Below are 26,290 nucleotides of genomic sequence, written 5' to 3'. Positions count from 1 at the left end.
GGCCTTGCCGCGCGTGCAGTTCTACCACGACGCCCCGGACCGGGTCGCGCTCGCCTGCGAGCTGGCGGCGCGCGCCTACGCCGGTGGGCGGCGGGTGGCGCTGCGCACGGCCGACGCGGCGCATGCACGCCGTATCGACCAGGCGCTGTGGAACTTCGAGCAGCTCGCCTTCGTGCCCCACGTGATGGCCGACTCGCCGCTGGCCGGCGAAACGCCGGTACTCATCGGCCACGGCGACACGCCGGTACCCCAGTCCCACCAGGACATCCTGCTCAACCTCGGCGACGACCTGCCGCCGGACTTCCAGGCCTTTCGCGTGGTGGTGGAGATCATCGGCCAGAGCGAGGCCGAGAAGGCACCGGGGCGCCTGCGCTACAAGCACTACAAGGCGCTCGACCTGCCCATCCAGCTGTTCGACGCGGTGCGCCGGGAGGCCATGTGAGCGACTGGCAGCCCCCCACCCCGCCGCTGCACGACGACGACCTGGAGGCGGCCGACCGCCTGCTCGACCAGGCCAACGCCCTGCTCCGCCGCCACCGCGGCGCCGACGCACCGCCCGGGGCGCTCGCCCCGGTCGACGGCGACGACCTCCCCATCCTCACCGACGTGGTGGACGAATCCGACCCCGAGCTGCCCCTGCTGGTCGAGGTCGCGGACACCGCCCCGGCCGCCCCGCCGGCCAGCGCTGCACCCGCTGCCGAACCGAGCGGCACACCGTCGCGCATCGAAGCGATTCCGGATGCGCTCGCGGAACGGCTGATCCGCCTCGACACCGAGCTCAACCGCGAAATCGAGAGCTGGGTGAGCAGCGAGTTCCCGCAGATTCTCGGCCGTGAGCTCGACCGCCTCACCGAACGCATGCAGGCCGAGATGATCGCCCACCTGCGCGCCGTGCTGCTGCCCGAACTGTCCGAGCGCATCAGCCGCCTGCTCGACCAGGCGCAGGATACCGCCGGCGACGACCGCTAGCGCCCGTACATCAGGCCCGGCAACCAGGTCGCCAGGGCCGGGAACAGCACCACCAGAGCCAGCGCGAGCGCCTGTATGGCGAGGAACACCAGCGAGGAGCGGAAGATGCTCGCCATGGTGATGGACTCCGGCGCCACCCCGCGGATGTAGAACAGCGCATAACCAAAGGGCGGACTGAGGAAGCTCATCTGCATGTTCACCAGGTAGAGCACGCCGAACCACACCAGCACCTCGTCCGGGCTCGGCCCCGGCAACCCGAACAGGCCGTCGAAGCTCAGTTGCTTGATGATGGGCACGAAGATCGGCACCGCCAGCAGCAGGATGCCCACCCAGTCGAGGAACATCCCCAGGATCACCAGCAACAGCATCATCAGGAACAGGATGCCGTAGGCCGACAATCCGGTGCCGAGCAGGGTGTCGGTGATGAAGGTCTGCCCGCCCTTGAGGATGTAGAGGCCGACGAAGATCGACGCGCCGAAGATGATCCACAACACCATCGCGGTGGCCTTCACGGTGGACAGGCTGGCACCGAACAGCGTCTTGAGCGTGAGCCGACGGTGGATCAGTGCCACCAGCATCGCGCCGAAGGAGCCCAGCCCCGCGGCCTCCACCGGCGTGGCGATGCCGGTGAACAGCAGGCCCAGCACCACGACCACCAGCAGGATGGGCGCGATCAGCCCGCGCAGCAGCACCAGCTTGGCGCCCAGCGCCAGCCGCTCGCTCACCGGCACGGCCGGCCCAACGGCCGGATTCAGGTAGGCGCGGATCAGCACATAGGCCGCATACAGGCCGGAGAGCATCAGCCCCGGCATGACGCTGCCGGCATACAGTTCGCCCACCGACTGCTGCGCCACCACCGCGTAGAGGATGGCCAGGATGGACGGCGGGATCAGCACCCCGAGCGCGCCGCCGGCCATGATCGAACCCATGGCGATCCGTTCGTCGTAATGGCGCTTGAGCATCGCCGGCAAGGCGATGATGCCCATGGTGACGATGGCCGCGCCCACCACCCCGACCATGGCCGCGAGGATGGTGGAGGCGAGGATGGTGGCCACCGCCAGCCCGCCGCGCAGCCCGCCCATCCACTGGTACACCGCGTCGAACATCTCCTCGATCAGCCCGGCGCGCTCGAGCATTGTGGCCATGAAGATGAACAGCGGGATGGCCGCCAGGTCCGGGTTGGTCATCATCGGGAAGATGCGGCTGGGCACGATGTTGAGCATCGCCGAATCGCCCACGAGGTAGAGGAAGATCACCCCCAGCCCGCCCGCCACGAAAGCCAATGGCAGCCCGGCCATCAGCAGCACGAACAGCGAGCCGAACATCACCCAGGTCAGGGTGACCATGGACACCCCGTCCAGCACGCCCTGCAGGCGGAACAGGAAGTAGTCCTCGCCCCACGGATCGTAGAAGGCGATATTGACCGCCTCGACCGCCATCGCCGCTGCCAGCAGCAAGGTCAGCCCATAGACCGCAAAGCGCAGGCCGGCGGCGCTGGAGCGCCCGGCGGCATTCGACCTACCCGGCATGTCAGCCCTCCCTGCAGGCGCGTTCGAATACACGGATGTCCCTGATCAGCCTGCCGATGCCGGCCAGCAGGATCAGCAGCGCGCCCAGCACCATCATCGCCTTCAGCGGCCAGTACTGGATCTGCCAGGTCTCCAGCGTGCGCTCCTGCTGCGCATAGCTGTCGGCGAAGAAGCGCCAGGACGTTGCCAGCATGACCACCACGAAGGCGAAGAAGAACACCGAGGTGATGATGTCGACCGCGCCCTTGGCGCGCTGCGAAAGCTTGGTGTAGATCACGTCCACCCGCACGTGCGCGCCATGCAGCAGGCCGTAGGCGCCGGCCAGCACGTACTGCATGCCGAACAGCAGGTAGCTGCTCTCGTGAACCCAGATGGTCGGCATGTTGAAGGCGTAGCGCATCACCACCTCGAAGGTGTAGGCCAGCACCGCGTTGACGCTCCACAGCGCCACGAACATGCCGGAGCGGTCGCTGATCCAGTCGATCAGCCGCTCGACGGGACCGGCCCCTTCGGCATGAGGCACCGGCGGCAGGATGCGCTTGGCGCTCGCCAGCGCCATCAGGACCGGCGGCATCAGCGCGAGCCAGCCCCAGTATGCCCAGTGGGGCATGACGAATCCGAACCCCTGGAGGTCGTCCATGTGCGGCACTCCACGCAAGGCCGCCGGGTGCCGCCTTCACGGCCGCACCCGGCGCAGGCTGGCGACAGGCTACAGACTCTGGCCCTGGAGATCCTCGGCGCTCACATAGCCCAGGATCTCGTTCTTCATGTAGTCGAGATGGAGCTTGAACACCCGCGCGGCGTCCGCGTCCTTCTTGGCCCACTTGAACCAGATCGGGATCGCCGCCTTGCGGAACTTCTCGATGTCCGACGGCCCCATGCGCGACACCTCGCTGCCCGCGGCGATGAACTTGTCCATCGCCACCATGTTGGCCTTCTGGATGGCCACGAAGTGCCGCAGCGAGTAGGACTTGACCTGGTCCTCGACCAGCTCCTGCATCTTCTTGTTGAGCCGCCGCCAGGCCCCCATGTTGATGGTGAGGTCCATCAGGTCCACCGGCTGGTACACGCTCATCGTGCCCGGCGGACCGAACAGGATGTACTTGGTCACCTGGTGGAAGCCGAGGTCGTAGTTCACCGCCGGCCCCACGTAGTCAGCGGCGTCGATGGTGCCCTTCTCCAGCGCCGGGAAGATGTCCGATCCGGGCAGCGACACCGTCGAGCAGCCGAACTGCTGGAAGACCTCCGAGACCATGCCGCCGGGTACGCGCAGCTTCTTGCCCTTGAGATCATCGACCGAACGGATCGGCACCTTGGAGTGGATGATGTTGGCGTCGTGGTGGATCGGCCCGACGAAGAACAGGCCCTGCTTGGCGTAGATTTCGCGTGCCATCTCCAGCATGCCCAGGCCGTAGAACATGGTGTCCCACTGCGCCGGCTGGTCGGGCCCCATCGGGTAGGAAGACAGGAACACGGTGGCCGGGATCTTGCCCGCCCAGTAAAGGGTGAAGGGATTCATGCCCTGCAGCACGCCGCTGCGCACCGAATCGAACAGCGAGTTGTTGTCGGCCGCCACCGCCTTGGCGGGAAACGGCTGGATGGTCAGCTCGCCACCGGATTTCTCCTTGAAACCGTTGCACCACTCCTCGAACAACTGGTAGCCGGTGGTGCCCGCGTCCCAGGTGGATTGCACCTTCCACACGGTACCGGCCTGCGCCTGGGCGTTGCCGATGAACGGCGCCGACACCAGCGCGCCGGCGGCGGCGGACTTGAGCAGTTCACGCCGGGTGATTGTCGTGGTCATCTTGCCTCCTTCCCTGTTCTTGTATGGCGGTCGAGAGCCCATGACGCCGGCTTGTTGCGCGGCAGACGTCCGCCAGCAATGGTCAGATTGCGTTTGTCTCCTCCTCATGCCCGACACGCCCGCCCCACTCGTCCGGCATCCGGCCAGGCCGGATTCACAGCCGTCCCCGGGTGCGCAGGCGCGACGTTCCCGAATCTTGCGCTGTTTCACGACCGGGAAAAACACGGCAACGGGCATATCTCTTATTCCCGTCTAGAATGAATCGCAGCCCTGCAGGGGAGACGCGCCCGTGGATCGCCTGACCGACATGCAGCTCTTCATCCGCCTGGTCGAAAGCGGCAGCTTCTCGCGCACCGCGCACGACATGCGCCTGTCGCAACCCACCGTCACCAAGCACATCGCCGCGCTGGAAGCCCGTCTCGGCGTGCGCCTGCTCAACCGCAACACCCGCGGCATGCATCTCACCGAAGCCGGCGCGGTGTACTTCGAACGCTGCAAGCTGATCGAACGCGAACTCGAAGCGGCGGACAGGCTGGTCACCGCGCTGGGCGACGACATGCGCGGCACGCTGCGCATCGCCTGCCCCGCCGGCATAGGGCGCAATGTCATCATGCCGATGGCGCAAGCCTTCATGCTGAAGCACCCCGGGGTGCATTTCGACTTCCAGCTCGACGACCACATGGTGAACCTGGTCGAACACGGCATCGACGTCGCGCTGCGCATGGGCCAGCTCGCCGATTCCGCCCTCGGCAGCCGTTTCCTGGGCCTGAACCCGTGGTTGACCGCCGCCAGCCCCGCCTACCTCGCCCGTCACGGCACGCCCTCGGCACCCGCCGAGCTCGCCATGCACGACTGCATCGTCTACAGCAGCGTGCAAGGCGACCAGCGCTGGCACTTCCAGCACGCGGACCAGGGATCGTGCTCGGTCGCGGTCGGCGGGCCGGTGCGCACCAACGACGTCGCCTGCGTGCTGCAGGCAGTCTGCGCCGGGCTCGGCGTTGCCATCCTGCCGGTGTACCTGGCACGGCCGGCGATCGAACGCGGCGACCTGGTGCCCCTGCTGCCGGGCCATCACCTGCCCGCCCAGCCGATGCATGCGGTGTATCCCTCGCCGCGCCTGGTGCCGGCCAAGGTGCAGGCCTGGATCGGCTTCCTGCAGGCGCATTTCGCCGACCCGGCCTGGACCGAGTGCGACTGGGGCGAGTCCGCCGAGACCCTGTAGAGCGACCTTGGCCGCGATCGCGACCACATTCTTGCCACCACCGCATCGCGGCCAAGGCCGCTCCCACAGTGGCCGGATCGAGACGCGCCGGGGCGGCCGGCCCCATCCGCTATAATCCGCGCTTTGCCTTCACGCGCGTAGAACACCATGGAACTGGCCAAGAGCTTCGAGCCCGCCGACATCGAACGTCGCTGGTACCCGGAATGGGAATCCCGCGGCTATTTCGACGCCGGACTCGACACGTCGAACCCCAACGCCTTCTGCATCCTGCTGCCGCCGCCCAACGTCACCGGCACGCTGCACATGGGGCACGGCTTCAACCAGACCATCATGGACGCGCTCACCCGCTACCACCGCATGCGGGGCGACAACACCCTGTGGCAGCCGGGCACCGACCACGCCGGCATCGCCACGCAGATCGTCGTCGAGCGCCAGCTCGACGCCCAGGGCGTCTCCCGCCACGACCTCGGGCGCGAGAAGTTCCTCGAGAAGGTGTGGGAGTGGAAGGAATACTCCGGCGGCACCATCACCCGCCAGATGCGCCGCCTGGGCACCAGCCCGGACTGGAAGCGCGAGCGCTTCACCATGGACGAAGGCCTGTCGAAGACGGTCACCGAGACCTTCGTGCGCCTCTACAACGAAGGCCTGATCTACCGCGGCAAGCGCCTGGTGAACTGGGACCCCAAGCTCGGCACCGCAGTGTCCGACCTGGAAGTGGTGTCCGAGGAAGAGGACGGCAAGCTCTACCACATCCTCTACCCCTTCTCGGAAGGCCCGATCGGCGAGCTGAAAGGCCTCACCGTGGCCACCACCCGGCCCGAGACCCTGCTGGGCGACGTCGCGGTGATGGTGCACCCGGAAGACGAACGCTACGCCCACCTGATCGGCAAGACCGTGGCACTGCCGCTCACCGGCCGCCACATCCCGATCATCGCCGACGACTACGTGGACCGCGAATTCGGCACCGGCTGCGTCAAGGTCACCCCGGCGCACGACTTCAACGACTACGCGGTCGGCCAGCGCCACAAGCTCGACATGATCGTCGTGCTCACCCTCGAAGGCGCGGTGCCGGTGGAAGCCGAAGTGTTCGACACCCAGGGCCAGGCCAAGGGCCGCGTCGCCATGCCGGCCGGCATCGCCGGGCTGGATCGCGTACCGGCGCGCGACAAGACGGTCGCCGAACTGGAAGCGCTCGGCCTGATGCTGGAGATCAAGGCCCACAAGCTGCAGGTGCCGCGCGGCGACCGCACCAACGTGGTCATCGAGCCCATGCTCACCGACCAGTGGTTCGTCGCCATGAGCAAGCCGGGCGCGGACGGCAAGAGCATCACCGAAAAGGCGCTCGAATGCGTCGCCTCCGGCGAGATCAAGTTCTACCCCGAGAACTGGATCAACACCTACAACCAGTGGCTGAACAACATCCAGGACTGGTGCATCTCGCGCCAACTGTGGTGGGGCCACCGCATTCCGGCCTGGTACGACGAGGAAGGCCGCATCTACGTCGCCGCCAACGAGGAAGAGGCCATCCACGCCTGGAAGGCCGATCTCGAAGCCGAGATCGGCAAGCTGCAAGCCGAAGTCGCCGCACGCCAGAGCCAGGGCCAGACCGCCGAGCAGTACCCGGAACTCGCCCAGCGCCTCGCGGTGCTGCATGCCCGTCACGAGGAAGGCCGCCTGCGCCAGGAAGACGACGTGCTCGACACCTGGTACTCCTCCGCGCTGTGGCCCTTCTCCACCCTGGACTGGACGCCCGAGTGGCCGGCCAAGAGCAATGACGCCCTCGACCTCTACCTGCCCTCCACCGTGCTGGTCACCGGCTTCGACATCATCTTCTTCTGGGTGGCGCGCATGGTGATGATGACCAAGCACATCACCGGCAAGATCCCCTTCAAGCACGTCTATGTGCACGGCCTGATCCGCGACGCGGAGGGCCAGAAGATGAGCAAGTCCAAGGGCAACGTGCTCGACCCCATCGACCTGATCGACGGCATCTCGCTCGACGAGCTGGTGCAGAAACGCACCTTCGGGCTGATGAACCCCAAGCAGGCGCAGAGCATCGAGAAGAAGACCCGCAAGGAATTCCCGGAAGGCATCCCCGCCTTCGGCACCGACGCGCTGCGCTTCACCTTCGCCTCGCTCGCCAGCCCGGGGCGCGACATCAAGTTCGACCTGGCGCGCTGCGAAGGCTACCGCAACTTCTGCAACAAGCTGTGGAACGCCACCCGCTTCGTGCTGATGAACTGCGAAGGCCAGGACTGCGGCATCGACGCGGCCGACGGCGATCTGGAATTCAGCTTCGCCGACCGCTGGGTGGTCTCCCGCCTGCAGCGCACCGAGACGGAAGTGGCCGAGCAGTTCGAGGCCTATCGCTTCGACCTGGCCGCCAAGACGGTGTACGAGTTCGTCTGGGACGAGTACTGCGACTGGTACCTGGAGATGGCCAAGATCCAGATCCAGACCGGCAGCCCGGCCCAGCAGCGCGCCACCCGCCGCACCCTGCTGCGCGTGCTGGAGACCGTGCTGCGCCTGGCGCATCCGCTGATCCCCTTCATCACCGAGGAGCTGTGGCAGACCGTCGCCCCGCTCGCCGGACGCAAGGAGGCCGACAGCCTGATGCTGGCGCGCTACCCGCAGGCCGACGCCGCACGCATCGACGAGGCTGCCGAAGCGCAGGTCGTCGAACTCAAGCACCTGGTGCACGCCTGCCGCAACCTGCGCGGCGAAATGAACATCTCCCCGGCCCAGCGCCTGCCGCTGCTGGCCGCCGGGAATGCCGCTTCCCTGCAGGCCTTCGTGCCCTATCTCGCCGGCCTTGCGAAGCTCTCCGAAGTCGAGCTGGTCGCCGACATCCCCGCCGACGCCCTGGCGCCGGTCGCGGTGGTCAATGAGACCCGTTTGATGCTCAAGGTGGAGATCGACGTCGCCGCCGAGCGCGAGCGCCTCGCCAAGGAGATCGCCCGCCTGGAAGGCGAGATCGCCAAGGCCGAAGGCAAGCTCGGCAACGCCAGCTTCGTCGAGCGCGCACCGGCCGCAGTGGTGGCCCAGGAGCGCGAGCGCCTGGCCGGCTTCAGCGCCACCCTGGCGCAGCTCAAGCCACAGCTCGACAAGCTCGCCGGGCGCTGAGCCGGCGCAGCCCCGTAGGAGCGGCCTTGGCCGCGATTTCACCGCACGTCCTTGCATCGGAAGCAATCGCGGCCAAGGCTGCTCCTACGGAAAACCGGGCAACATCCCCTAGCCGAGGATGGCGGCGATCGCGTCGCTCGCTTCCTCGGCCTGGCGGAACTTCTCGACCAGGGTCCTGCGCTCGCCGTCGGACATCGTGTCCCGGGTGCTCGCCAGCAGGGCCGCCGCCGCGGCCAGCGCCTCGTCGAAGCGCTGCCAGGCCGCGCCGATCGCCCGCCGACGCTCGGGCGGAAAACCGTTCAGGTCCGGCTGGGCCGCATCGGCGCTCTGCCCCGCATACACGCGCTGCTTCATGACCACCATCTCCACGCTGGCGGCGTGGCTGGAGAGTTCGAGGAGCACCTCTTCCAGCGCGCGCGCCGCCTGCTGCGCGGCCTCGAAGGCGCTGGCGACCTGCTGCTGGTAGGAGGCCACCGAGGCGTTCGACGCGTGGCTGACACGCGCCACGCCGTGGATCTCGCTCAGCAGCGCGGACAGGCGTGCGTCGAACGAGGCCAGCGTCTCATCCACTTCGGCCGACACGTTGCGCGACACCTCGGCGAGCTTGCGCACCTCGTCGGCCACCACCGCGAAGCCGCGTCCGGCCTCCCCGGCGCGCGCCGCCTCGATGGCGGCGTTGAGTGCCAGCAGATTGGTCTTTTCCGCCACCTCGCGGATGCGCACCATGGCGCCGGCCACTTCGCGGTTCTTCTCCTCCAGCTCGCGCGACATGCGCTCGGCCGCGTCGACCGCGCCAATCGCGGCGCTCTGGTCGTCCATCGCCTGCTGCAGCAGGCTGCGCCCTTCGCTCATCACCCCGCTCGCCGCGTGGACGACTTCGCTCACGCGCTCCATGCCGCCCACGATGCGCCCCACCTTGTCGCGGCTGCTCGACAGGTTGGACAAGGTATGGCTCGCATTCAGCCCGGACAGCTCGGAGAACAGCTTGTTGCGCTCGATGGCCTCATGCTGGCTCGCCATCTCGTCCAGCGCGCGGCTCACCGTGCCCGCGGCACGCGCGATCTCGCCGTGCAGGCCGGCCTGCTGCGGCCGGCGCACGAAGCGTCCGCTGCCCGCCGCCCGCACGCAGGTACCGACCTCGCGGAAGAAGGTTTCCAGCTGGTCGAGCGCGTCATTGAGCGACCAGGCGATGGTGCGCACCTCGGGCGAGAGCGTGTCGATGTGGGTGATGCGGCGCGAGAAGCGCCCGGCCGCGAGGCCGCGGATCTCCGCCTCGACATGCGCGGTGTCGGCAATCGACTTGCGCAGCCGCAGGCCGAGCAGCGCCGCGACCACGAGCAGCACCGCCAGCGCCGCGGCACAGCCCGCAAGCGCGAGCTGCGGCGCAAACAGACTGCCGGCATAGCCACCGGCAATGAACAGAAGCTGGGCGCCAAGGGCCATCACCCCTGCGGCGACCAGCACCCCCTGCGGCAGCCGCAGCAACAACTCAGATGGCGAGAACGAGTTCTTCATAGCTCATCCCCTTGTCCTGGAGCAGATCGGTCAGTACACGGGTACCGGCAGCGATGGCGTCGCGCGGGCCGGCGGCCTGTTCCGCGCTCAGCATCGCCGCGTACAGGCCCGCCGCGGTCGCCACCGCGGCGGGGCGCGGCTTGCGGCGCACGGAGAAGTAGCCGGTGATCCTGCCTTCGGCATCGAAATCGGGCGTGAGGTTGGCGAACACCCAGTAGAAGCTGCCGTCCTTGGCGAGGTTCTTCACGTAGGCGAAGCACTCCCGGCCGGCCTGGATCTCGCTCCACACCAGGGCGAACGCGGCGCGCGGCATGTCCGGGTGGCGGATGATGTTGTGCTGGGTGCCGATCAGCTCGCGTTCCGAATAGCCGGAAAACTCCATGAAGATGCGATTGCCGTAGGTGATGCGGCCTTTCAGGTCGGTCTTGGAGACGATGAAATCGTCCTCGCGCATGAGCTTCTCAACGGTGCTCGGCTGTATGCGTCGATCCTTCACGGTGCGTCTCCCTTGCAGAAAAGGGTTGTTCCCGGGCCGCGTCACCGCGCGACCGCTTCGCCCGCCTGTCACTTCAATCTAGTGTAGAGCAGCGCTCAATGCGCAAATCGTGCCACCACCCGTAGGAGCGGCCTTGGCCGCGATACGGCCTTGTGCGGGAACGACGCCGCAATCGCGGCCAAGGCCGCTCCTACAGGAAGCGCGCGCCACACGTGCGCCGCCCGGCCCTTGCGATTGGCGGCAGAGCCCCCCTCACTCCTCGTCCAGCGCCTGGAAGCGCGCGACCAGATGGTCGACCAGCGCGCGCACCGCGGGCAGCAGGCAGCGGCGCGAGGGATAGACCGCATGGATGATCTCGCGGCGCGGCGCCCACTCGGGCAGCACATGGACGAGCCGCCCGGCCTCGACGTCCTCGCCCACCATCAGGCGCGGCAGTTGCACCACGCCCACACCGGCACACGCCGCCGCGCGCAGCGCCACCATGTCGCTGGTAATGTAGCGCGGCTGATGCCGCAGCGTGGCCTCCTCTCCATTCGGGCCGAACAGGGTCCACACATGCTCTTCCTGCGGCGGACCAAGCGACAGGCTGGGCCAGGCGACCAGATCAGCGGGGTGCGCAGGACTGCCCTGGCGCGCGAGCAGTGCCGGGCTGGCCACCAGGCACTGCCCGCGGTCGGAGAGCACGCGCAGCACCAGCTCGCTGTCCGGCAAGGGAGGCGGACGCACGCGGATCGCCAGGTCCATGCCCTCGCTCACCGGCGACACCCGGCGGTTGGTGGCCTCCAGCTGCACCTTGACCCGCGGGTGGGCCGCGAGAAATTCCGCCAGAATGCGCCCCACATGCGCATGCAGCAGCGCGATCGGACAGCTCAGGTGCACCGTGCCGGAAGGCTCCGCGCGGGTCGCCTCGATCGCCTCGCGCGCCGCTTCGGCCTCGACCAGCATCGCCCGGCAGTGCTCGTAGAAGGTCCGGCCCAGCTCGGTGACCGAGAAATGCCGGGTCGAGCGGTTCAGCAGGCGGGCGCCCAGGCCTTCCTCGAGCAAGGCGATGCGGCGGCTGAGCTTGGACTTCGGCACCCCGAGCGCGCGCCCGGCCGCGGCAAAGCCGCCGTTCTCGACCACGCGGGCGAAATAGTAGAGGTCGTTCAGATCCTGCATGGAGAACTCCGCCTGAGTTGTTCTTCAACCGCCATTGTTCCATTTATAGAACGCTGCATGCGGAGTCTGCAGTCTTCCCGCCGACCTTCCGGGCGCCTAAAGTCACCGGAACCGAACCCGAAGCGCCGTAGCGTCTCACGCCGGCATCGGGCGGTTTCCCCCAACGGAAGAGAAGGAGCAGATCATGAGCAAGCCCTACGTGCGCCTGGACAAGAACAACGCCGCCGTGCTGCTGGTCGACCACCAGGCCGGCCTGCTGTCCCTGGTGCGCGACATCGACCCGGACCGTTTCAAGAACAACGTGCTGGCGCTGGCCGATGCGGCCAAGTACTTCGGCCTGCCCACCATCCTCACCACCAGCTTCGAGGACGGCCCCAACGGCCCGCTGGTGCCCGAGCTCAAGGAGACCTTCCCCGAGGCGCCCTACATCGCCCGCCCCGGGCAGATCAACGCCTGGGACAATGCGGACTTCGTCGCCGCGGTGAAGGCCACCGGCAAGAAGCAGCTCATCATCGCCGGCGTGGTCACCGAGGTCTGCGTGGCCTTCCCGGCGCTCTCCGCCATCGAGGAAGGTTTCGAGGTGTTCGTGGTCACCGACGCCTCCGGCACCTTCAACGAGCTGACCCGGCAGTCCGCCTGGGAGCGCATGTCCGCCGCCGGCGCGCAGCTGATGACGTGGTTCGGCGTGGCCTGCGAGCTGCACCGCGACTGGCGGAACGACGTCGAAGGCCTCGGCGCGCTGTTCTCCAACCATATTCCCGACTATCGCAACCTGATCACCAGCTACACCACCCTCAAGGGCGGCGCCTGAGCGACCAGCCCGGCAAGCAACTGCCGTTCGGGCCGAGCTTGCCGGGCGTGGCGCGCATTGGAACCTAGCGCGCGCGCCCAGACGCATGGAACCCCTTGTAGGAGCGGCCTTGGCCGCGATATGAACTGCGCGGAGCATCGCGCCGCGCAGCCAAGGCACCCTGGCGGTCTCGGCCAAGGTGCATCACCAGGAGGAGAGCAGCACCATGAGCGAGACGCTAGCGTCCGAGCAGCCCCCCGGCCAGACGGTGACCGCCATCATCGTGCACCAGCCACGCCGCGAGGCCTATGAGGAATACGAGCGCTGGCTGGCCGATATCCGCGAAGCGTGCAGGCAGTTTCCGGGCTACCTGTCCACCGACGTCATCCGCCCAATCGGCGAGCACAACAGCTACACGGTGATCATCCGCTTTGCCGGCGTCGAGCAGTTGCGCGCCTGGATGGACTCCGAGGTGCGCCGCGACTACCTGCAACGCATCGCCCACACCCTGGAGGACGGCGACCGCTACGTGATCCAGACCGGGCTGGACTTCTGGTTCGCCCCGCCGGCCGCCAAGCCGCCGAAGCGCTACAAGCAGTTCCTGCTCACCCTGTCGGCGATCTTCCCGCTCACCGTGGCGGTGCCCTGGGCACTCGGCCCGCTGGCCGGCGGCGGCAGTATTGCCGCGCTGCTGCTGGGCAAGCTGCTGGTTGCCACACTGATCGTGTTCCTGATGGTCTTCGTGATCATGCCGCGCTACACGCGCCTGGTCGCCAAGTGGCTGTACCGTTGACGCAGAACACGGCAGGTTCCACCTGAAAAGGAGACAGGCATGAGCAACACGACGCTGGAAGTGGAACGCGAATGCGCCGAGCAGCAGGGCTGCGGTGCGATCGAGCTGGTGCTGACGCCGCGCGACAAGGACCTGGGCGGCTTCGCGGTGCGCCGCCTGCTGCCCACCGCGCGGCGCAAGACGGTCGGACCGTGGATCTTCTTCGATCACATGGGCCCGGCGGACTTCCCCGCCGGCCAGGGCATCGCGGTGCGCCCGCACCCACACATCAACCTTGCCACCGTGACCTACCTGTTCGAGGGCGAGATCCTGCACCGCGACTCGCTCGGCAGCCTGCAGGCCATCCGCCCCGGCGACATCAACCTGATGGTGGCCGGACGCGGCATCGTGCATTCAGAGCGCGAGCGCCCGGAGGTGACCGCCGCAGCGCACCGCCTGCACGGCCTGCAGCTATGGCTGGCGCTGCCCGAAGCCGACGAGGAGGTCGAACCGGCCTTCCACCACTACCCCTCGGCCGACATCCCGGCGGTGGAGGTGGACGGCGTGCCGGTGCGGGTGCTGATGGGCTCGGCCTACGGCCTCAGCTCGCCGGTGCGGGTGTTCGCCCGCACCCTGTACGTGGAGGCCCACCTGCAGCCGGGCCAGACGCTGACCCTGCCGGATGCCGAAGAACGCGCGCTGTACGTCGCCGAGGGCAGCCTCAAGCTGCGGGATACCGCGCTGCCCGGACACTCGATGGCGATCCTGACGGATGAACCCGCGGTGGAGGTCGAAGCGCTGGAGGCCTCACGCATCGCGCTGATCGGCGGCGAGCCCCTGGGCAGGCGCTTCGTCGAATGGAACTTCGTCTCCAGCCGCAAGGAACGCATCGAACAGGCCAAGCGCGACTGGCGCGAAGGGCGCTTTCCGACGGTGCCGGGCGACGACACCGAGTTCATCCCGCTACCCGGCTGAGTGCACGACAAAAGGGCGCCGACCACGGCGCCCTTTCTCTTGCCCTTCCCCCCGGCTTACTTGCGCTTGATGAAGAACTCGAAAGCCTTGTCCTGGGTTTCCGACTGGCGCAGCAGTTCGTTGCCGGTCTGCTTGGTGAACGCCTGGAAGTCCTTCACCGAACCCGGGTCGGTGGCCATCACGCGCACCACCTGGCCCGGCAGCATCTCGGCCAGCGCCTTCTTGGCGCGCAGGATGGGGAGGGGGCAATTGAGCCCGCGGGCGTCCACTTCCTTGTCGAAATCCATCGGTTCTTGTCCTTGCTCTGGATCAGTAAATCGCTCGATTTTAATGGCTTATGCAGTTCGTCGGAAGCCAACTGCTACTCACTGCCGGCGCTCGCGCCGTTCCTGGTCGAACTCCGCCTTCAGTTCGCGCATCCGCACATCCACCGCCGACAGTTCGAAGAAATCGCCGTCACCGGCGCGCCGGGCGATCTCCAGCTGCTCGATGGCCGCCCGCAGCGCGCCCTGCAGCGCATAGACCTCGGCCTGGGCGCGGTGCTGCGCGGTCTGCTTGCCGAGCGCCGCATTGGCCCGCGCCAGCGCAGTCCACAGGCGGATGTCCTCACCGCGCTGCTGCACGCCTTCGCGCGCCAGCGCCACCGCCTGCTCCGCCCGTCCGGCGGCCAGCAGCGCGTCGCCCAGGGCATAGCGCACGCTGCGGCTGGCGTGGAAGCGGTCGCGCGCATCCTGCAGGATGTCCACCGCCGCGGCAGGCCGCCGCGCTGCCAGCTCCGCCTCGGCCGCCAGCGTGGCCACGAAGGGCGACGGCGCCGCTTCGGCCAGCAGCGCCTGCGCGCCGCGCACGGCCTCGTCCACCTTGCCGGCGCGCAACTGGGCACGCACCAGACTGTAGCGCGCGGTCTCGTCGGCCGCAGGATCCGCGGCGCGCGCCTCCATGTCCTTGAGAGTGTCCACCGGCGAGCCGCCGGCCGCGCGCAGCTTGGCGCGCACGTAGCGGAAATCGGCCGAATCGAGCACCTGGCGGTAGCGCAGCTGGCCGACGCGGTTCTCCATGTCGGCAATCCGCGCGGTGGTCAGCGGGTGGGTGCGCAGGTAGGCCGGCGCATTGTTCTCGTACAGCCGGCTACCGCGCTGCAGGCGTTCGAAGAAGGACGGCATGCCGCGCACGTCGAAGCCCGCCCCTTCCAGGGTCTGCAGGCCGACGCGGTCGGCCTCGCGCTCGAAGTCGCGGGTGTAGGCCAGCTGCGACTGGATGGCCCCGGCCTGCCCGGCGGCCAGTGCCGCCTCGCTGACCTCGGAATTGCTGCGCGCGGCGAGGATGGCCACCAGGATGGAGGCCAGCATGACCATGCCGGCCTGGCTCTGCTTGCCGACCAGCTGGGCGATGTGGCGCTGGGTGACGTGGGCGATCTCGTGGCCGAGCACCGAGGCCAGTTCGGACTCCGACTCGGCCGCCAGGATCAGCCCGGTGTGCACGCCGATGTAGCCGCCGGGCAGCGCAAAGGCGTTCAGCGTGTTGTCGCGCACCGCGAAGAACTCCAGCTCCTGCTGGGGGTTGGGGCTGGCGGCGGCGAGCTTGCGGCCCAGGCGTTCGAGGTACTCCTCCACCTCCGGGTCGTCCAGCCAGGCCGGGTCGCGCGCGCGGATCTCCTGCATGATGGACTTGCCGATACGGCGCTCGGCCAGCGGTGAAAGATCGCTGGAGGCGACGTCCCCGAGGTCGGGCAGGTCCACCGCAGCGGCGGGAAATGCCAGCGCGAGGCTGAGCAGCAGGGCGAGAAGTCGGCGCATCATCGGGTGCTATGATAGCGCCCGTTCGCCGCTGGTTCCGCACCGCGTGTATCCGCATGTAGGTCTCCTCCGGCGCCCCCGCAGACCTCAGCATCCGCCCTCCCGATGAGCGACTCCCTCACCCATTTCGACGCCGACGGCCAGGCCCACATGGTCGATGTCGGCGACAAGTCCGAGACCCGCCGCGTGGCGGTGGCCACCGGGCGCATCCGCATGCAACCGGCCACCTTCGGAATGGTCCGCTCCGGCAGCGCCAAGAAGGGCGACGTGCTCGGCGTGGCGCGCATCGCCGCCATCCAGGCCTCCAAGCGCACCAGCGAGCTGATCCCGCTGTGCCACCCGATTCCGCTCACCCGCGTGGCGGTGGAGTTCGAACTGGACGAGGCGGCCAGCACGGTTGCTTGCACCGTCACCGCGGAGACCGTCGGCCGCACCGGGGTGGAAATGGAAGCGCTCACCGCCGCCAGCGTGGCGCTGCTCACCATCTACGACATGTGCAAGGCGGTGGATCGCGGCATGGCTATCGAAGCGGTGCGCCTGCTGGAGAAAAAGGGCGGCAAATCGGGGCACTGGACCGGCGCTTGAGCCTCCCCAAATTTGACGGATCTCAACTCGGACGATGATCCCGTCCTGCTAGACTGCACCGCGTGAATCCACGCGGCATCCTCACCCCCCGAACCTGGCATCTGGCGCTCCGGCTGGCGATCTTCGCCGTGCTCGCGCAGCTTGCGCTCGGCATCGCCAGCGCCCAGCACCAGACCCGCATGCTGGCCGCGGGGCCGGGCGCCTGGGAGGCGATCTGCACCCCCGACGGCGTCGAGTACATCAGCCTCGACACGCTGCTCGGGGAGGCGCCTGCCGGCGAGGACACCACCCGGCTGAGCGGTGGCATGCATTGCGCGGTGTGCGCCGCCGCCCTGCTCGATCCGGTGCCGGCGCAGGCGCAGGGGCTGGCCGCCGCCCCCACGGCGGCAGCCGACAGGCTGGTACCGCCACGAACGCTCGCCCACCCGGCCGCGACGCCGGGCCTGCTCCCTCCACCGCGCGCGCCCCCCGCACTTTCCTGAGCCCACCCTCCGCTTCCGCCGTCCGTTCGCGCGGCCCAAGGCCTGCCGCGAAACCGTGCCGCGCGGAATGCCCACGTCGAATCGTCGCGCCCGACGCGCCGCGCCCGCGGCCCGTCCGCGCACCTGCTCAGGAATCACGCTCATGCAACACCGTCAAACCCGTCTTACCGCCGCGCTCATCGCGCTGCCCTTCGCCCTGCCCGTCGCGGCCGCAGAGGAGACCACCCTCGCCCCGCAGGTCGTCACCGCCGCGCCGATGAGCGAACCGCTCACCGTGGTCACCGACCCGCGCGCACCGCGCCAGCCTATCCCCGCACTGGACGGCGCCGACATCCTCAAGACCATCCCGGGCTTCTCGGTGATCCGCAAGGGCGGCACCAGCGGCGACCCGGTGTTCCGCGGCATGGCCGGCTCGCGGCTCAACATCCTGCTCGACGGCGAGAACATCCTGGGCGGCTGCGGCGGCCGCATGGACCCGCCCACCGCCTACGTCTTCCCGGAATCCTATGACCGCATGACGGTGCTGAAAGGCCCGCAGACCGTGATCCACGGCCCCGGCAACTCGGCCGGCACGGTGCTGTTCGAACGCAGCCGCGAACGTGCGAGCGAGGCCGGCGGCGCGGTGGACGCCAGCATCACCGCGGGCAGCTTCCAGCGCCTCGACCTGATGGGCGAAGGCCGCTACGCCACGCCGGACTTCTACCTGCGCGGCACCGCAACCCGCACGCGCGCGGACGATTACGAGGACGGCGACGGCAACGATGTGCACTCCGCCTACAAGCGCTGGAGCGGCACCGTGGCCCTGGGCTGGACGCCGGACGACGACACCGTGCTGGAACTGACCTATGCGCGCAGCGACGGCGAGGCCGCCTACGCCGACCGCACGATGGACGGCACGGTGTTCGACCGCGAGAACGTCGGCCTGCGCTTCGAGAAGCGCAAGCTCAGCCCGGTGGTCGAGAAGCTGGAAGCCCTGGTCTATCGCAACTACATCGACCACGTGATGGACAACTTCAGCCTGCGCGACGGCACCATGCCCGGCATGCGCATGGTGAGCAACCCGGACCGCCTGACGCGCGGCGCGCGCGTCGCCGCCGACCTGCGCCTGGCCGAGCCGACCCTGCTGACCGTCGGCGTCGACGGCCAGAGCAACGATCACACCCTCCGTTCGGCCATGGGCGTCAACGCGGAGGATGCGTACCAGGACAAGGCCCGCAGCACCGACGCCACCTTCCGCAATCACGGCGTGTTCGGCGAACTGCGCCACGAACTGGGCGACCAGGACCGCCTGATCGGTGGCCTGCGGGTCGACCGCTGGCGCGCGAAGGACCATCGCCGCGGCGCAATCGTCACCGCCGGGCAGCGCCGCAGCGATACGCTGACCAGCGGCTTCGCCCGCTGGGAGCATGACCTGGCCGACGGCGCGACCACCGCCTATGCCGGCCTGGGGCGCAGCGAACGCTTCCCGGATTACTGGGAACTGATCTCGCAGAACAAGCAGAGCCTGACCACCAACAGCGCCTTCCTGACCAAACCCGAGCAGACCACCCAGCTCGACCTCGGGATCAACTGGGACGCCGGCACCGTGTCGGGCAGCGTCTCGGCCTTCTACGCCGACATCGACGACTACATCCTGATCGACAAGGTCACCAAGGGCGGCGGCGTCACCACCGTGCGCAACATCGACGCCCGCAGCTACGGCCTCGAGGCCGGTCTGGCCTGGCGCTTCGCCCGCAACTGGCAGACCGACGCCAGCCTCGCCTGGGTCCACGGCCGCAACCGGACCGACGACACCGCGCTCGCGCAGCAACCGCCTCTCGAGGCGCGATTCGGCCTGAACTGGGACAACGGCACCTGGTCGGCCGGCGCGCTGTGGCGGCTGGTGGCCGCGCAGAACCGGGTCGACCCGGGCAAGGGCAACATCGCCGGCCAGGACGTCGGGGAAACCTCCGGCTTCGGCGTGTTCTCGATCAACGGCGGCTACCGGATGAACAAGCGGGTGAAGATCACCGCCGGCATCGACAACCTGTTCGACAAGAAGTACGCCGAGCACCTGTCGAAGAGCGGCGCCGCGATCACCGGCTACGAGGCCGACACCCGGGTGAACGAGCCGGGCCGCACGCTGTGGGTGAAGGCCTCGCTGGCCCTCGACTGAGCGCAGCAGGAACGGGCGGCCCGGGAGCCGCCCGTTCTAGCGAAACAGGCGAACGCTGTCCGCCCGTTTTCATTTCAGCGAGCCGCGCTCCATCTGCAGGAACACGTTGTAAGCGTTGTTGCGGTTGGCCTCGCGGAAGGCCGGCAGCTTGGCCCAGCGGCTCCAGTCGACCTCCTCGTAGGCCTCGTCGAAGGACTTCAGCTCGGCCACCGCGCGGCCCATCTCCTCGCGCAGGAAGCGCAGGTAGTCGCGGGTCAGCACCAGATCGGCCTGCGGGTCTGTCGACGCCGGACCGTGTCCGGGCACCAGTACCGCCGGCTGAGCGGCGATCAGGCGGTCGAGCGCCTGCAGCCAGCGCGCGGTGTCCGCCTCACCGACGAAGGGCACACGGCCGCGGAACAGCATGTCGCCGGCGTAAAGCACGCGGTCTTCCACCACTTCCATGCCCATGTCGTCGGGCGAATGCGCCGGCCCCAGGCGCACCAGACGGAAGGTCAGCCCACCCAGAACGAACTCGCTGTCGCCCTCCAGCCAACGGTCGGCAGGCACCAGGCGGGTCTTGTCGTCGACAAAGGGAAAGAGGTCCGCGCGTCGCTGCGCCAGACGCGCCTGCGCGCCCTCGGATTCGAGCAGCGCTCGCCCGGCCTGGTGCGCCCACACCTCCGCGCCGACCGCCTTGAAAGCCTGCAGGCCGTAAAAGTGGTCGGCGTGGTAGTGGCTGACGATCACCCTGCGGATCGGCTGCGCGGTGAGCTTGCGGATCTCGCCGATCAACTGCTCGGCCAGCACCGGCGTACCCAGCGCGTCGAACACCACCACGCCCTCATCGGTGATCACGAAGCCGGCGTTGGACATGAAGCCCTCGTTGACCGCCGAGGCCATGCCCGCCTGGCCCATCACGTACCAACTGTGCGGCCCCACCTGCACCGGCTTCATGTCCGCCGCACGCACCGCGACCGCCGCCAGCAAGCCGCACATCACCATCGCTACCGCCCGCAGGACACCCATGACCGCCACCTCGCATCGGAATATCGGCATACGCTAACGGATCGTCGCCGCGCGGTCGATCTGCGCCGCAGCATGACGGCACCGGGCCCAAAGGGAAGAAGTCCAGTGCAGTGCGGCACTTGAGAGGCGCCGCTGCGCTACGGCACATCCTGTAGGAGCGGCCTTGGCCGCGATTCCAGCGTTGGTGCCACCGAAAGCCGTATCGCGGCCAAGGCTGCTCCTACTCGACTGGCCCCGTCAACCCAGGTCCGGCCCTGCGTGCCGCATCGCCCTAGCGCAGGTGGATGCTGCCGATCCCCAGCAGCCCCATCACCCCGATGATGATCAGGTAGAGCGCGACGATGTAGTTGAGCAGCTTGGGCACCAGCAGGACCAGGATGCCGGCGATCAGCGCCAGCAGCGGAGCGAGGCTGATGTTGATGTTCATGACTTGTTCTCCCTATGACATCGACCACCAGCTTGCATGCCGGCGGTGCAGGAGGGCGGAGTGTGCCGTCCCGGCGCAAGCCAGGCAAGGCACTCCCTCCGGCACCGCCGCCGACGGTCGCCGCACGCTACTCCCAGCTCAGCGCCCCGCCGGTCTGGTACTCGGTGACCCGGGTTTCGAAGAAGTTCTTCTCCTTCCGCAGGTTGGCCTGCTCATCCAGCCAGCAGAGCACGTTCTGCGCGCCCGGGAAGGGTTCGTCCAGGCCCAGCTGGCGGGCGCGGCGGTTGGCGATGAAGCGGAACTGGCCGACGTGCTGCGCGGCTGAGTAGCCGAGGATGGGCTCGCGCAGGATGAACGCCGCGTAGGCCGCTTCCGCGGCCTCGGCCTCGTCCCACAGTTCGCGCAGGCGCACCGGGTCGAGGGTGAGGTTCTCTTCCTGCAGCAGCTGGCGCACCACGCGGATGCCGAAGGCGCAATGCAGCACCTCGTCGCGCATGATGTACTGCAGCTGCTCGGCGGCGCCCTTCATCAGCCCGCGGCGCTGCAGGGCGAAGATCGGGGTGAAGCCGTTGTAGAACCAGCAGCCCTCGAAGATGCCGGCAAAGAACAGGTAGGAGAGCGCGAACTCATGCAGGTTGTCGCGGTTCCTCAGGTCGAAGTCGGAACGCATCACCCGCTCCAGCCTGCGGTTGGCGAGCGCGATCTTGCCGTGGATCTCGGGCACCACGCGGTAGCGGTTGTAGATCTCCTGCTGGTCCAGGCCCAGGCTCTCGATGCAGTGCTGGTAGGTCCAGGTGTGCAGCGCCTCCTCGTACACCTGACGGGCCTGGTAGATCTGCAGTTCGGGCGCGCTCATCTTCTCCATCACCGCCAGGCCGATGTTGCGCATGGCGAGGATGTCGGAGGTGGTCAGGTAGGCCAGCACGTTCTCGAACACGTGGCGTTCGGCCGGCGTGAGCTTGTGGTGGTAGTCGTGCACGTCCTGCGCCATGGAGATTTCCAGCGGCGTCCAGTGGTTCTTGTTGGCGTTGAGGAAGAACTCCCAGGCCCACGGGTAGCGGAAGGGCGCAAGCTGGTTGATGTCGGCGTGGCCATTGACCACGCGCTTGTCCATCGGGTTGACCGGGGCGAGCGCGGGGCGCGGGGTCAGTGGTACGGCCAGCTCGGCAGAGAGCTCCGCAGGGGCGGAGGGTGCCGGGCGCGCCGGCGCATCGTCCCAGTCATCGAAGCGGAAGGCACTCATTGGCAGGCCTCGCAGTCCGGGTTGTCGATGGCGCAGAACTGCGCTTCGGCGGCCGGTTCCGCGCCGCGCGCGCCGGTCTTCTCCATCGCCGTGGCGCCCAGGGTGCGTAGGTAGTACGTGGTCTTCAGCCCGCGCGTCCACGCCAGCCGGTACAGCTCGTCGAGCTTGCGCCCGGATGGCGCGGCGACGTAGAGGTTGAGCGACTGCGCCTGGTCGATCCACTTCTGGCGACGCGCGGCGGCTTCCACCAGCCAGGCCGGGTCGGTCTCGAAGGCGGTGGCGTAGCGGGCCTTGAGCTCGGCGGGCACACGGTCGATGGGGGCGAGCGAGCCGTCGAAGTACTTGAGGTCGGCGATCATCACGTCATCCCACAGCTCGAGCGCCTTCAGTTCCTCCACCAGGTATTCGTTGACCACGGTGAACTCGCCCGACAGGTTGGATTTGACGTAGAGGTTCTGGTAGTCCGGCTCGATCGAGGCCGACACGCCGACGATGTTGGCGATGGTGGCGGTCGGCGCGATCGCCACGCAGTTGGAGTTGCGCATGCCGTGGCGCGCAATGCGTTCGCGCAGCGCCTCCCAGTCGAGCGCGCCGCCGCGCTCGACCTCGACGAAGCCGCCGCGCGACTCGGCCAGCAGCGCCAGGGTGTCGGCCGGCAGCACGCCGCGCGACCACAGGCTGCCCTCGTAGCTCGAATAGCGCCCGCGCTCCTCGGCCAGCTCGGTCGAGGCCAGGTAGGCGTGGTAGCACAGCGCCTCGGCGGAGACGTCGGCAAAGGCCACCGCCTCGTCGGACGCATAGGCCACGCCCATGCGGTGCAGGCAGTCGGCAAAGCCCATCATCCCCAGGCCCACCGGGCGGTGGCGCAGGTTGGAGGTGCGCGCCTTGGGGGTGGCGTAGTAGTTGATGTCGATGACGTTGTCGAGCAGGCGCATGGCGCTGCGCACCGTGCGCGCGAGCTTGTCGTGATCCAGCGTCCAGCGCCCGTCAGCGCCCTGCACCAGATGGGCCGGCAGGTTCACCGAACCGAGGTTGCACACCGCGGTCTCGTCGGCCGAGGTGTTCAGGGTGATCTCGGTGCACAGGTTGGAGCTATGCACCACGCCCACATGCTGCTGGGGCGAACGCACATTGCAGGCGTCCTTGAAGGTGATCCACGGATGCCCGGTCTCGAACAGCATGGTGAGCATCTTGCGCCACAGCTGCAGCGCGGGGATTTTCTTGAACAGCTTCAGCTCGCCGCGCGCGGCGCGCTCCTCGTAGCCCAAGTAGGCGGCCTCGAAATCGCGCCCGAAACGCTCATGCAGGTCGGGCACGTCCACCGGCGAGAACAGCGTCCATTCGCCGCCCTCCATCACCCGCTTCATGAACAGATCCGGAATCCAGTTGGCGGTGTTCATGTCGTGGGTGCGGCGGCGCTCGTCGCCGGTGTTCTTGCGCAGCTCGAGGAATTCCTCGATGTCCAGGTGCCAGCTCTCCAGGTAGGCACACACCGCCCCCTTGCGCTTGCCGCCCTGGTTCACCGCCACCGCGGTGTCGTTGACCACCTTGAGGAAGGGGATCACCCCCTGGCTCTTGCCGTTGGTGCCGCGGATCAGGCTGCCCAGCGCGCGCACCGGGGTCCAGTCGTTGCCCAGGCCGCCGGCGAACTTCTGCAGCAGGGCGTTTTCCTTGATCGCCTGGTAGATGCCTTCCAGGTCGTCGGCCACTGTGGTGAGGTAGCACGAAGACAGCTGCGAGTGCCGCGTGCCGCTGTTGAACAGCGTCGGCGTGCTGCTCATGAAGTCGAAGGTCGCGAGCAGGCGATAGAACTCGATGGCGCGCGCCTCGCGGTCGATCTCGTTGAGCGCCAGGCCCATCGCCACGCGCATGAAGAAGGTCTGTGGCAGCTCGATGCGGGTGTTGTCCACGTGCAGGAAGTAGCGGTCGTAGAGCGTCTGCAGGCCGAGGTAGTTGAAGCGCAGGTCGTTGGTCGCATCGAGCGCGGCAGCCAGGCGCGCCAGGTCGTACTCGCCCAGGCGCGGGTCGAGCAGCGCGGCTTCGATGCCGCGCTTGATCAGCGCAGGGAAGCACTCGGCGTAGCCGGCGACCATGTCTGCTTGGCTTGCCGCGCGGCCCAGCACTTCCGCACGCAGGCTGTCGAGCAGCAGGCGGGCAGCGACCTTGGCGTAGTCCGGCTCGCGCTCGATCAACGTGCGCGCGGCCAGCACCAGCGCCTGGCGCACCGCCGCCAGCGGCACGCCGTCGTAGAGGTTGGTCAGCGCGTGCTCGAGCACGGTGTCGGGCGACACGCCGCGCAAACCTTCGCAGGCTTCGACGCAGCGCGCGCGCAGCACCGCGCGCTCCAGCGGGATGCGGCGCTCGCCATCGACCGCATGCAGCAGCGGCTCGGCGGCCGCCTGCCCGCCACCGGCGGCGGCTTCGGCCGCGCGCTCGGCCGCGCGCCGTTCGCGGTACAGCACGTAGGCGCGCGCCACGTCGTGGCAGCCTTCGCGCATCAGCGCGAGTTCCACCTGGTCCTGGATGTCCTCGATGTGCACCGTGCCGCCGCCCGGCAGGCGGCGGGTGAGCGCCTGCACCACGGCGCTGGTCAGCCGGGCCACCAGGTCACGCACCCGCGCGGAGGCCCCGCCCTGCCCGCCTTCGACGGCGAGGAAGGCCTTGGTCATCGCCAGCGCGATCTTGTCGGCATTGAAGGGCACGATCGCACCGTTGCGGCGGATCACCTCAAAGGCGCGCGCCGCCTGTGCCAGCTCGGACGGCGGCGGGCCCTTGCGGGGGACGGAGGATTCGGTTTCGGTATGGCTGGCGACTGCCTGCATGCTTGCACTCCCGTAGCATCGGAAGCGGTATGCCGGCACGACGGGACGCACTGCGGACGGGGCCGCACGCTCCGCCATGGAGACACCCCGCCCCAGGTCAGAAAACCGGCCCGCGGATCGGGGCCGGAACGGCGTCGGCAGGTCTCCTGGCTCACGGGTCCTCGCCCGCCACCGGCCTTCCCGGAAGACGCAGCTTCCAGTGGCTCGAATCGGTGGCGGACTCGCCGTCTACAGTTGCGGGGGCAGCTCCGGCATCGGGGCGCGCATCGCTGTGCGCCCCTGACCGGATTCCCTCTTCATCCCTTGCGGGAACCGTCGCGATGGACAGTGTAGCGCCGTGCCGGCTTGCCGTACAAGCCGAACACACTATCTACAGCCCATTTTTCCAATGAACACACTACATTTAGTAGATAAAGCGGCGCGAATCTAAGCTCCGTGCCGCCGCGCTCAGCAAGTGGGTTCGGCCGGCTGGGGCACCGGCACCGGGCGACCGTCATAGCCGAGCGCGACCATCGTGAAGCGGCCACGGGTACACAGGCGACGCTGGCCGGTGAGCAACTCCTCCGCATGCATGATCACCTCCACGCTCATCGAGCTATTGCCCACCCGCAACACGCGGGCGGCCAGATCGACGATCTCGCCTTCGAGCACCGGCGCATGGAAATCGATGCGCTCAGACGCGGCCATGACCACCGGCATGCGTGCATGGCGCGCCGCGGCGACGAAAGCAGCCTTTCCGAGCCAGGCCAGCGCCTGGCCGCCGAACAAGGTGCCGAAGTGGTTGGTGTGCCCGGGAAAGACCATCTCCACCATCGATGAAACGGGACCGATGCCTTCGGGCCCGGGCGACGCCAACTCCACCGCATTCGGCCGCGCCCGTTCCCCTCCCACCGCAACCAGCGTGAACCGGCCGCCCAGGCTGTCATGACGCTCACCGGTCGCAAGGTCCTCGGCGATCACCCGAACCTCCACGTCCACCGAGCGCGTACCGCGCCGCACCACCTCACCCGCCAGTTCGACCAGTCGCCCTTGCGCGACCGGTGAGCGGAAATCGATCTGCCCGCTGCACGCGGTAACCATCGGCCGGCGGGTGGCGCGCGTGGCCACAAGGAAGGCGAGCTTGTCCATCATGGACAGCGCCGCTCCACCGAACAGCGTGCCGTGGTGATTGGCCTGCTCGGGAAACACCATGTCGACCATCAGGGTCGGCGTGGCCGAACCGTGGGCATCTTCCGGGAAAGTGTGACGATTGTCGTCGGCCGTCCCCACGACGGCCATGAACCCTTGCTGTTGCATGCGCATCTCCTGTGTGCATGGGACAGGAGGAGGCACGCTCAGAGGGGGGCGGACCGGTGGCGCCGGCGCCCGCGCGACGCATCCGCCGGGTCGACGACCTGGCAACATGACATTCACGCTCCT

General features: G+C 68.3%; 23 protein-coding genes and 1 riboswitch. Of the genes, 10 read left to right on the top strand and 13 right to left on the bottom strand.

Going from position 1 to position 26,290, the window contains the following annotated elements:
- Positions 1-13: 13 nt before the first annotated feature.
- Both IAI53_RS03920 and IAI53_RS03915 read left to right on the top strand, forming a co-directional pair.
- Positions 14-442: a DNA polymerase III subunit chi gene (locus IAI53_RS03920; protein WP_349771911.1), complete on the top strand. Its 429-nt coding sequence runs from the start codon at positions 14-16 to the stop codon at positions 440-442.
- Entirely contained in the window at positions 439-969 is a 531-nt protein-coding gene (locus IAI53_RS03915; RefSeq protein WP_187716821.1) for a hypothetical protein, read from the top strand. The genes IAI53_RS03920 and IAI53_RS03915 overlap by 4 nt, the downstream gene beginning before the upstream one ends.
- Here the strand turns inward: IAI53_RS03915 and IAI53_RS03910 are convergent.
- The 3 genes from IAI53_RS03910 to dctP form a co-directional block, all read right to left on the bottom strand.
- Positions 966-2,498, bottom strand: coding sequence for a TRAP transporter large permease (locus IAI53_RS03910; RefSeq protein WP_187716820.1), 1,533 nt, complete (start codon positions 2,496-2,498; stop codon positions 966-968). The genes IAI53_RS03915 and IAI53_RS03910 overlap by 4 nt on opposite strands.
- A 1-nt stretch (position 2,499) precedes the next feature.
- A complete protein-coding gene (locus IAI53_RS03905) occupies positions 2,500-3,138 on the bottom strand; it encodes a TRAP transporter small permease subunit (protein ID WP_187716819.1) in 639 nt (212 codons plus the stop codon).
- Positions 3,139-3,207: 69 nt separating this feature from the next.
- Positions 3,208-4,302: a TRAP transporter substrate-binding protein DctP gene (dctP, locus tag IAI53_RS03900; RefSeq protein WP_187716818.1), complete on the bottom strand. Its 1,095-nt coding sequence runs from the start codon at positions 4,300-4,302 to the stop codon at positions 3,208-3,210.
- Positions 4,303-4,591: 289 nt separating this feature from the next.
- On the opposite strand from dctP, the gene IAI53_RS03895 reads away from it, so the two are divergent.
- A complete protein-coding gene (locus tag IAI53_RS03895) occupies positions 4,592-5,524 on the top strand; it encodes a LysR family transcriptional regulator (protein WP_187716817.1) in 933 nt (310 codons plus the stop codon).
- A gap of 147 nt (positions 5,525-5,671) precedes the next feature.
- Positions 5,672-8,647 carry a valine--tRNA ligase gene (locus tag IAI53_RS03890; RefSeq protein ID WP_187716816.1) on the top strand — a complete coding sequence of 992 codons (2,976 nt, stop codon included), beginning with the start codon at positions 5,672-5,674 and terminating at the stop codon, positions 8,645-8,647.
- A gap of 108 nt (positions 8,648-8,755) precedes the next feature.
- Here IAI53_RS03890 and IAI53_RS18580 read toward each other — a convergent pair whose 3' ends face one another.
- From IAI53_RS18580 to IAI53_RS03875, 3 genes are all read right to left on the bottom strand, one after another.
- On the bottom strand, positions 8,756-10,162 hold the full coding sequence (locus IAI53_RS18580; protein ID WP_187716815.1) for a methyl-accepting chemotaxis protein: 1,407 nt from the start codon (positions 10,160-10,162) through the stop codon (positions 8,756-8,758).
- The gene (locus tag IAI53_RS03880) at positions 10,137-10,616 is read right to left on the bottom strand and encodes a PAS domain-containing protein (protein ID WP_187717948.1); all 480 of its coding nucleotides are present in this window, start codon (positions 10,614-10,616) and stop codon (positions 10,137-10,139) included. Before IAI53_RS03880 ends, IAI53_RS18580 begins: the two co-directional genes overlap by 26 nt.
- Positions 10,617-10,910: 294 nt before the next feature.
- Positions 10,911-11,816, bottom strand: coding sequence for a LysR family transcriptional regulator (locus IAI53_RS03875; protein ID WP_187716814.1), 906 nt, complete (start codon positions 11,814-11,816; stop codon positions 10,911-10,913).
- A gap of 184 nt (positions 11,817-12,000) precedes the next feature.
- Here IAI53_RS03875 and ycaC point away from each other — a divergent pair, with 184 nt between their 5' ends.
- The 3 genes from ycaC (at position 12,001) to IAI53_RS03860 (ending at position 14,353) form a co-directional block, all read left to right on the top strand.
- Positions 12,001-12,627 (top strand): isochorismate family cysteine hydrolase YcaC, encoded by a 627-nt coding sequence (gene ycaC / locus IAI53_RS03870; protein ID WP_187716813.1) that lies wholly within the window; start codon positions 12,001-12,003, stop codon positions 12,625-12,627.
- 205 nt (positions 12,628-12,832) lie between these two features.
- Complete coding sequence (locus tag IAI53_RS03865; protein ID WP_187716812.1) at positions 12,833-13,399, top strand: antibiotic biosynthesis monooxygenase; 567 nt, start codon at positions 12,833-12,835, stop codon at positions 13,397-13,399.
- Between the two features lie 39 nt (positions 13,400-13,438).
- Positions 13,439-14,353 carry a pirin family protein gene (locus IAI53_RS03860; protein WP_187716811.1) on the top strand — a complete coding sequence of 305 codons (915 nt, stop codon included), beginning with the start codon at positions 13,439-13,441 and terminating at the stop codon, positions 14,351-14,353.
- 56 nt (positions 14,354-14,409) lie between these two features.
- On the opposite strand, the gene IAI53_RS03855 is transcribed toward IAI53_RS03860, so the two are convergent.
- Both IAI53_RS03855 and IAI53_RS03850 read right to left on the bottom strand, forming a co-directional pair.
- Positions 14,410-14,640 carry a sulfurtransferase TusA family protein gene (locus IAI53_RS03855; RefSeq protein WP_187716810.1) on the bottom strand — a complete coding sequence of 77 codons (231 nt, stop codon included), beginning with the start codon at positions 14,638-14,640 and terminating at the stop codon, positions 14,410-14,412.
- Positions 14,641-14,718: 78 nt separating this feature from the next.
- Complete coding sequence (locus IAI53_RS03850; RefSeq protein ID WP_187716809.1) at positions 14,719-16,152, bottom strand: M48 family metalloprotease; 1,434 nt, start codon at positions 16,150-16,152, stop codon at positions 14,719-14,721.
- A 102-nt stretch (positions 16,153-16,254) separates the two neighbouring features.
- Between IAI53_RS03850 and moaC the strand changes: the two genes are divergently transcribed.
- The 3 genes from moaC (at position 16,255) to IAI53_RS03835 (ending at position 19,371) form a co-directional block, all read left to right on the top strand.
- Positions 16,255-16,734, top strand: a complete 480-nt coding sequence (gene moaC / locus IAI53_RS03845; RefSeq protein WP_187716808.1) for a cyclic pyranopterin monophosphate synthase MoaC — start codon at positions 16,255-16,257, stop codon at positions 16,732-16,734.
- 62 nt (positions 16,735-16,796) lie between these two features.
- Positions 16,797-17,216: a DUF2946 family protein gene (locus tag IAI53_RS03840; protein ID WP_187716807.1), complete on the top strand. Its 420-nt coding sequence runs from the start codon at positions 16,797-16,799 to the stop codon at positions 17,214-17,216.
- Between the two features lie 142 nt (positions 17,217-17,358).
- A complete protein-coding gene (locus tag IAI53_RS03835; RefSeq protein WP_187716806.1) occupies positions 17,359-19,371 on the top strand; it encodes a TonB-dependent copper receptor in 2,013 nt (670 codons plus the stop codon).
- A gap of 69 nt (positions 19,372-19,440) precedes the next feature.
- Here IAI53_RS03835 and IAI53_RS03830 read toward each other — a convergent pair whose 3' ends face one another.
- From IAI53_RS03830 to IAI53_RS03810, 5 genes are all read right to left on the bottom strand, one after another.
- On the bottom strand, positions 19,441-20,379 hold the full coding sequence (locus IAI53_RS03830; protein WP_187716805.1) for an MBL fold metallo-hydrolase: 939 nt from the start codon (positions 20,377-20,379) through the stop codon (positions 19,441-19,443).
- A 271-nt stretch (positions 20,380-20,650) separates the two neighbouring features.
- A complete protein-coding gene (locus tag IAI53_RS03825) occupies positions 20,651-20,806 on the bottom strand; it encodes a DUF3096 domain-containing protein (protein ID WP_187716804.1) in 156 nt (51 codons plus the stop codon).
- Between the two features lie 127 nt (positions 20,807-20,933).
- Complete coding sequence (locus IAI53_RS03820; protein WP_187716803.1) at positions 20,934-22,049, bottom strand: ribonucleotide-diphosphate reductase subunit beta; 1,116 nt, start codon at positions 22,047-22,049, stop codon at positions 20,934-20,936.
- The gene (locus IAI53_RS03815; RefSeq protein WP_187716802.1) at positions 22,046-24,871 is read right to left on the bottom strand and encodes a ribonucleoside-diphosphate reductase subunit alpha; all 2,826 of its coding nucleotides are present in this window, start codon (positions 24,869-24,871) and stop codon (positions 22,046-22,048) included. Before IAI53_RS03815 ends, IAI53_RS03820 begins: the two co-directional genes overlap by 4 nt.
- 119 nt (positions 24,872-24,990) lie before the next feature.
- Positions 24,991-25,203: riboswitch (cobalamin riboswitch) on the bottom strand.
- Positions 25,204-25,318: 115 nt separating this feature from the next.
- Positions 25,319-26,173: an acyl-CoA thioesterase gene (locus tag IAI53_RS03810; protein WP_222948153.1), complete on the bottom strand. Its 855-nt coding sequence runs from the start codon at positions 26,171-26,173 to the stop codon at positions 25,319-25,321.
- Positions 26,174-26,290: the final 117 nt, after the last annotated feature.

The sequence above is a fragment of the Thauera sedimentorum genome (assembly GCF_014489115.1).
In the GTDB taxonomy this organism is placed as follows: Bacteria; Pseudomonadota; Gammaproteobacteria; order Burkholderiales; family Rhodocyclaceae; genus Pseudothauera; species Pseudothauera sedimentorum.
The sequence above is the reverse complement of the archived record's forward strand: the minus strand, read 5'-3'. Positions and strand labels throughout refer to the sequence as shown.

What these genes read in the sequence shown, in the direction of transcription:
- IAI53_RS03865 (WP_187716812.1), top strand. Translation starts at nt 12,833, where the DNA reads ATGAGCGAGACGCTAGCGTCCGAGCAGCCCCCCGGCCAGACGGTGACC.
- IAI53_RS03830 (WP_187716805.1), bottom strand. Translation starts at nt 20,379, where the DNA reads ATGGGTGTCCTGCGGGCGGTAGCGATGGTGATGTGCGGCTTGCTGGCG.
- IAI53_RS03815 (WP_187716802.1), bottom strand. Translation starts at nt 24,871, where the DNA reads ATGCAGGCAGTCGCCAGCCATACCGAAACCGAATCCTCCGTCCCCCGC.
- ycaC (WP_187716813.1), top strand. Translation starts at nt 12,001, where the DNA reads ATGAGCAAGCCCTACGTGCGCCTGGACAAGAACAACGCCGCCGTGCTG.
- IAI53_RS03905 (WP_187716819.1), bottom strand. Translation starts at nt 3,138, where the DNA reads ATGGACGACCTCCAGGGGTTCGGATTCGTCATGCCCCACTGGGCATAC.
- moaC (WP_187716808.1), top strand. Translation starts at nt 16,255, where the DNA reads ATGAGCGACTCCCTCACCCATTTCGACGCCGACGGCCAGGCCCACATG.
- IAI53_RS03820 (WP_187716803.1), bottom strand. Translation starts at nt 22,049, where the DNA reads ATGAGTGCCTTCCGCTTCGATGACTGGGACGATGCGCCGGCGCGCCCG.
- IAI53_RS03880 (WP_187717948.1), bottom strand. Translation starts at nt 10,616, where the DNA reads ATGCGCGAGGACGATTTCATCGTCTCCAAGACCGACCTGAAAGGCCGC.
- IAI53_RS03855 (WP_187716810.1), bottom strand. Translation starts at nt 14,640, where the DNA reads ATGGATTTCGACAAGGAAGTGGACGCCCGCGGGCTCAATTGCCCCCTC.
- IAI53_RS03875 (WP_187716814.1), bottom strand. Translation starts at nt 11,816, where the DNA reads ATGCAGGATCTGAACGACCTCTACTATTTCGCCCGCGTGGTCGAGAAC.
- IAI53_RS03850 (WP_187716809.1), bottom strand. Translation starts at nt 16,152, where the DNA reads ATGATGCGCCGACTTCTCGCCCTGCTGCTCAGCCTCGCGCTGGCATTT.
- IAI53_RS03810 (WP_222948153.1), bottom strand. Translation starts at nt 26,173, where the DNA reads ATGCGCATGCAACAGCAAGGGTTCATGGCCGTCGTGGGGACGGCCGAC.
- IAI53_RS03890 (WP_187716816.1), top strand. Translation starts at nt 5,672, where the DNA reads ATGGAACTGGCCAAGAGCTTCGAGCCCGCCGACATCGAACGTCGCTGG.
- IAI53_RS03860 (WP_187716811.1), top strand. Translation starts at nt 13,439, where the DNA reads ATGAGCAACACGACGCTGGAAGTGGAACGCGAATGCGCCGAGCAGCAG.
- IAI53_RS03835 (WP_187716806.1), top strand. Translation starts at nt 17,359, where the DNA reads ATGCAACACCGTCAAACCCGTCTTACCGCCGCGCTCATCGCGCTGCCC.
- IAI53_RS03825 (WP_187716804.1), bottom strand. Translation starts at nt 20,806, where the DNA reads ATGAACATCAACATCAGCCTCGCTCCGCTGCTGGCGCTGATCGCCGGC.
- IAI53_RS03910 (WP_187716820.1), bottom strand. Translation starts at nt 2,498, where the DNA reads ATGCCGGGTAGGTCGAATGCCGCCGGGCGCTCCAGCGCCGCCGGCCTG.
- dctP (WP_187716818.1), bottom strand. Translation starts at nt 4,302, where the DNA reads ATGACCACGACAATCACCCGGCGTGAACTGCTCAAGTCCGCCGCCGCC.
- IAI53_RS18580 (WP_187716815.1), bottom strand. Translation starts at nt 10,162, where the DNA reads ATGAAGAACTCGTTCTCGCCATCTGAGTTGTTGCTGCGGCTGCCGCAG.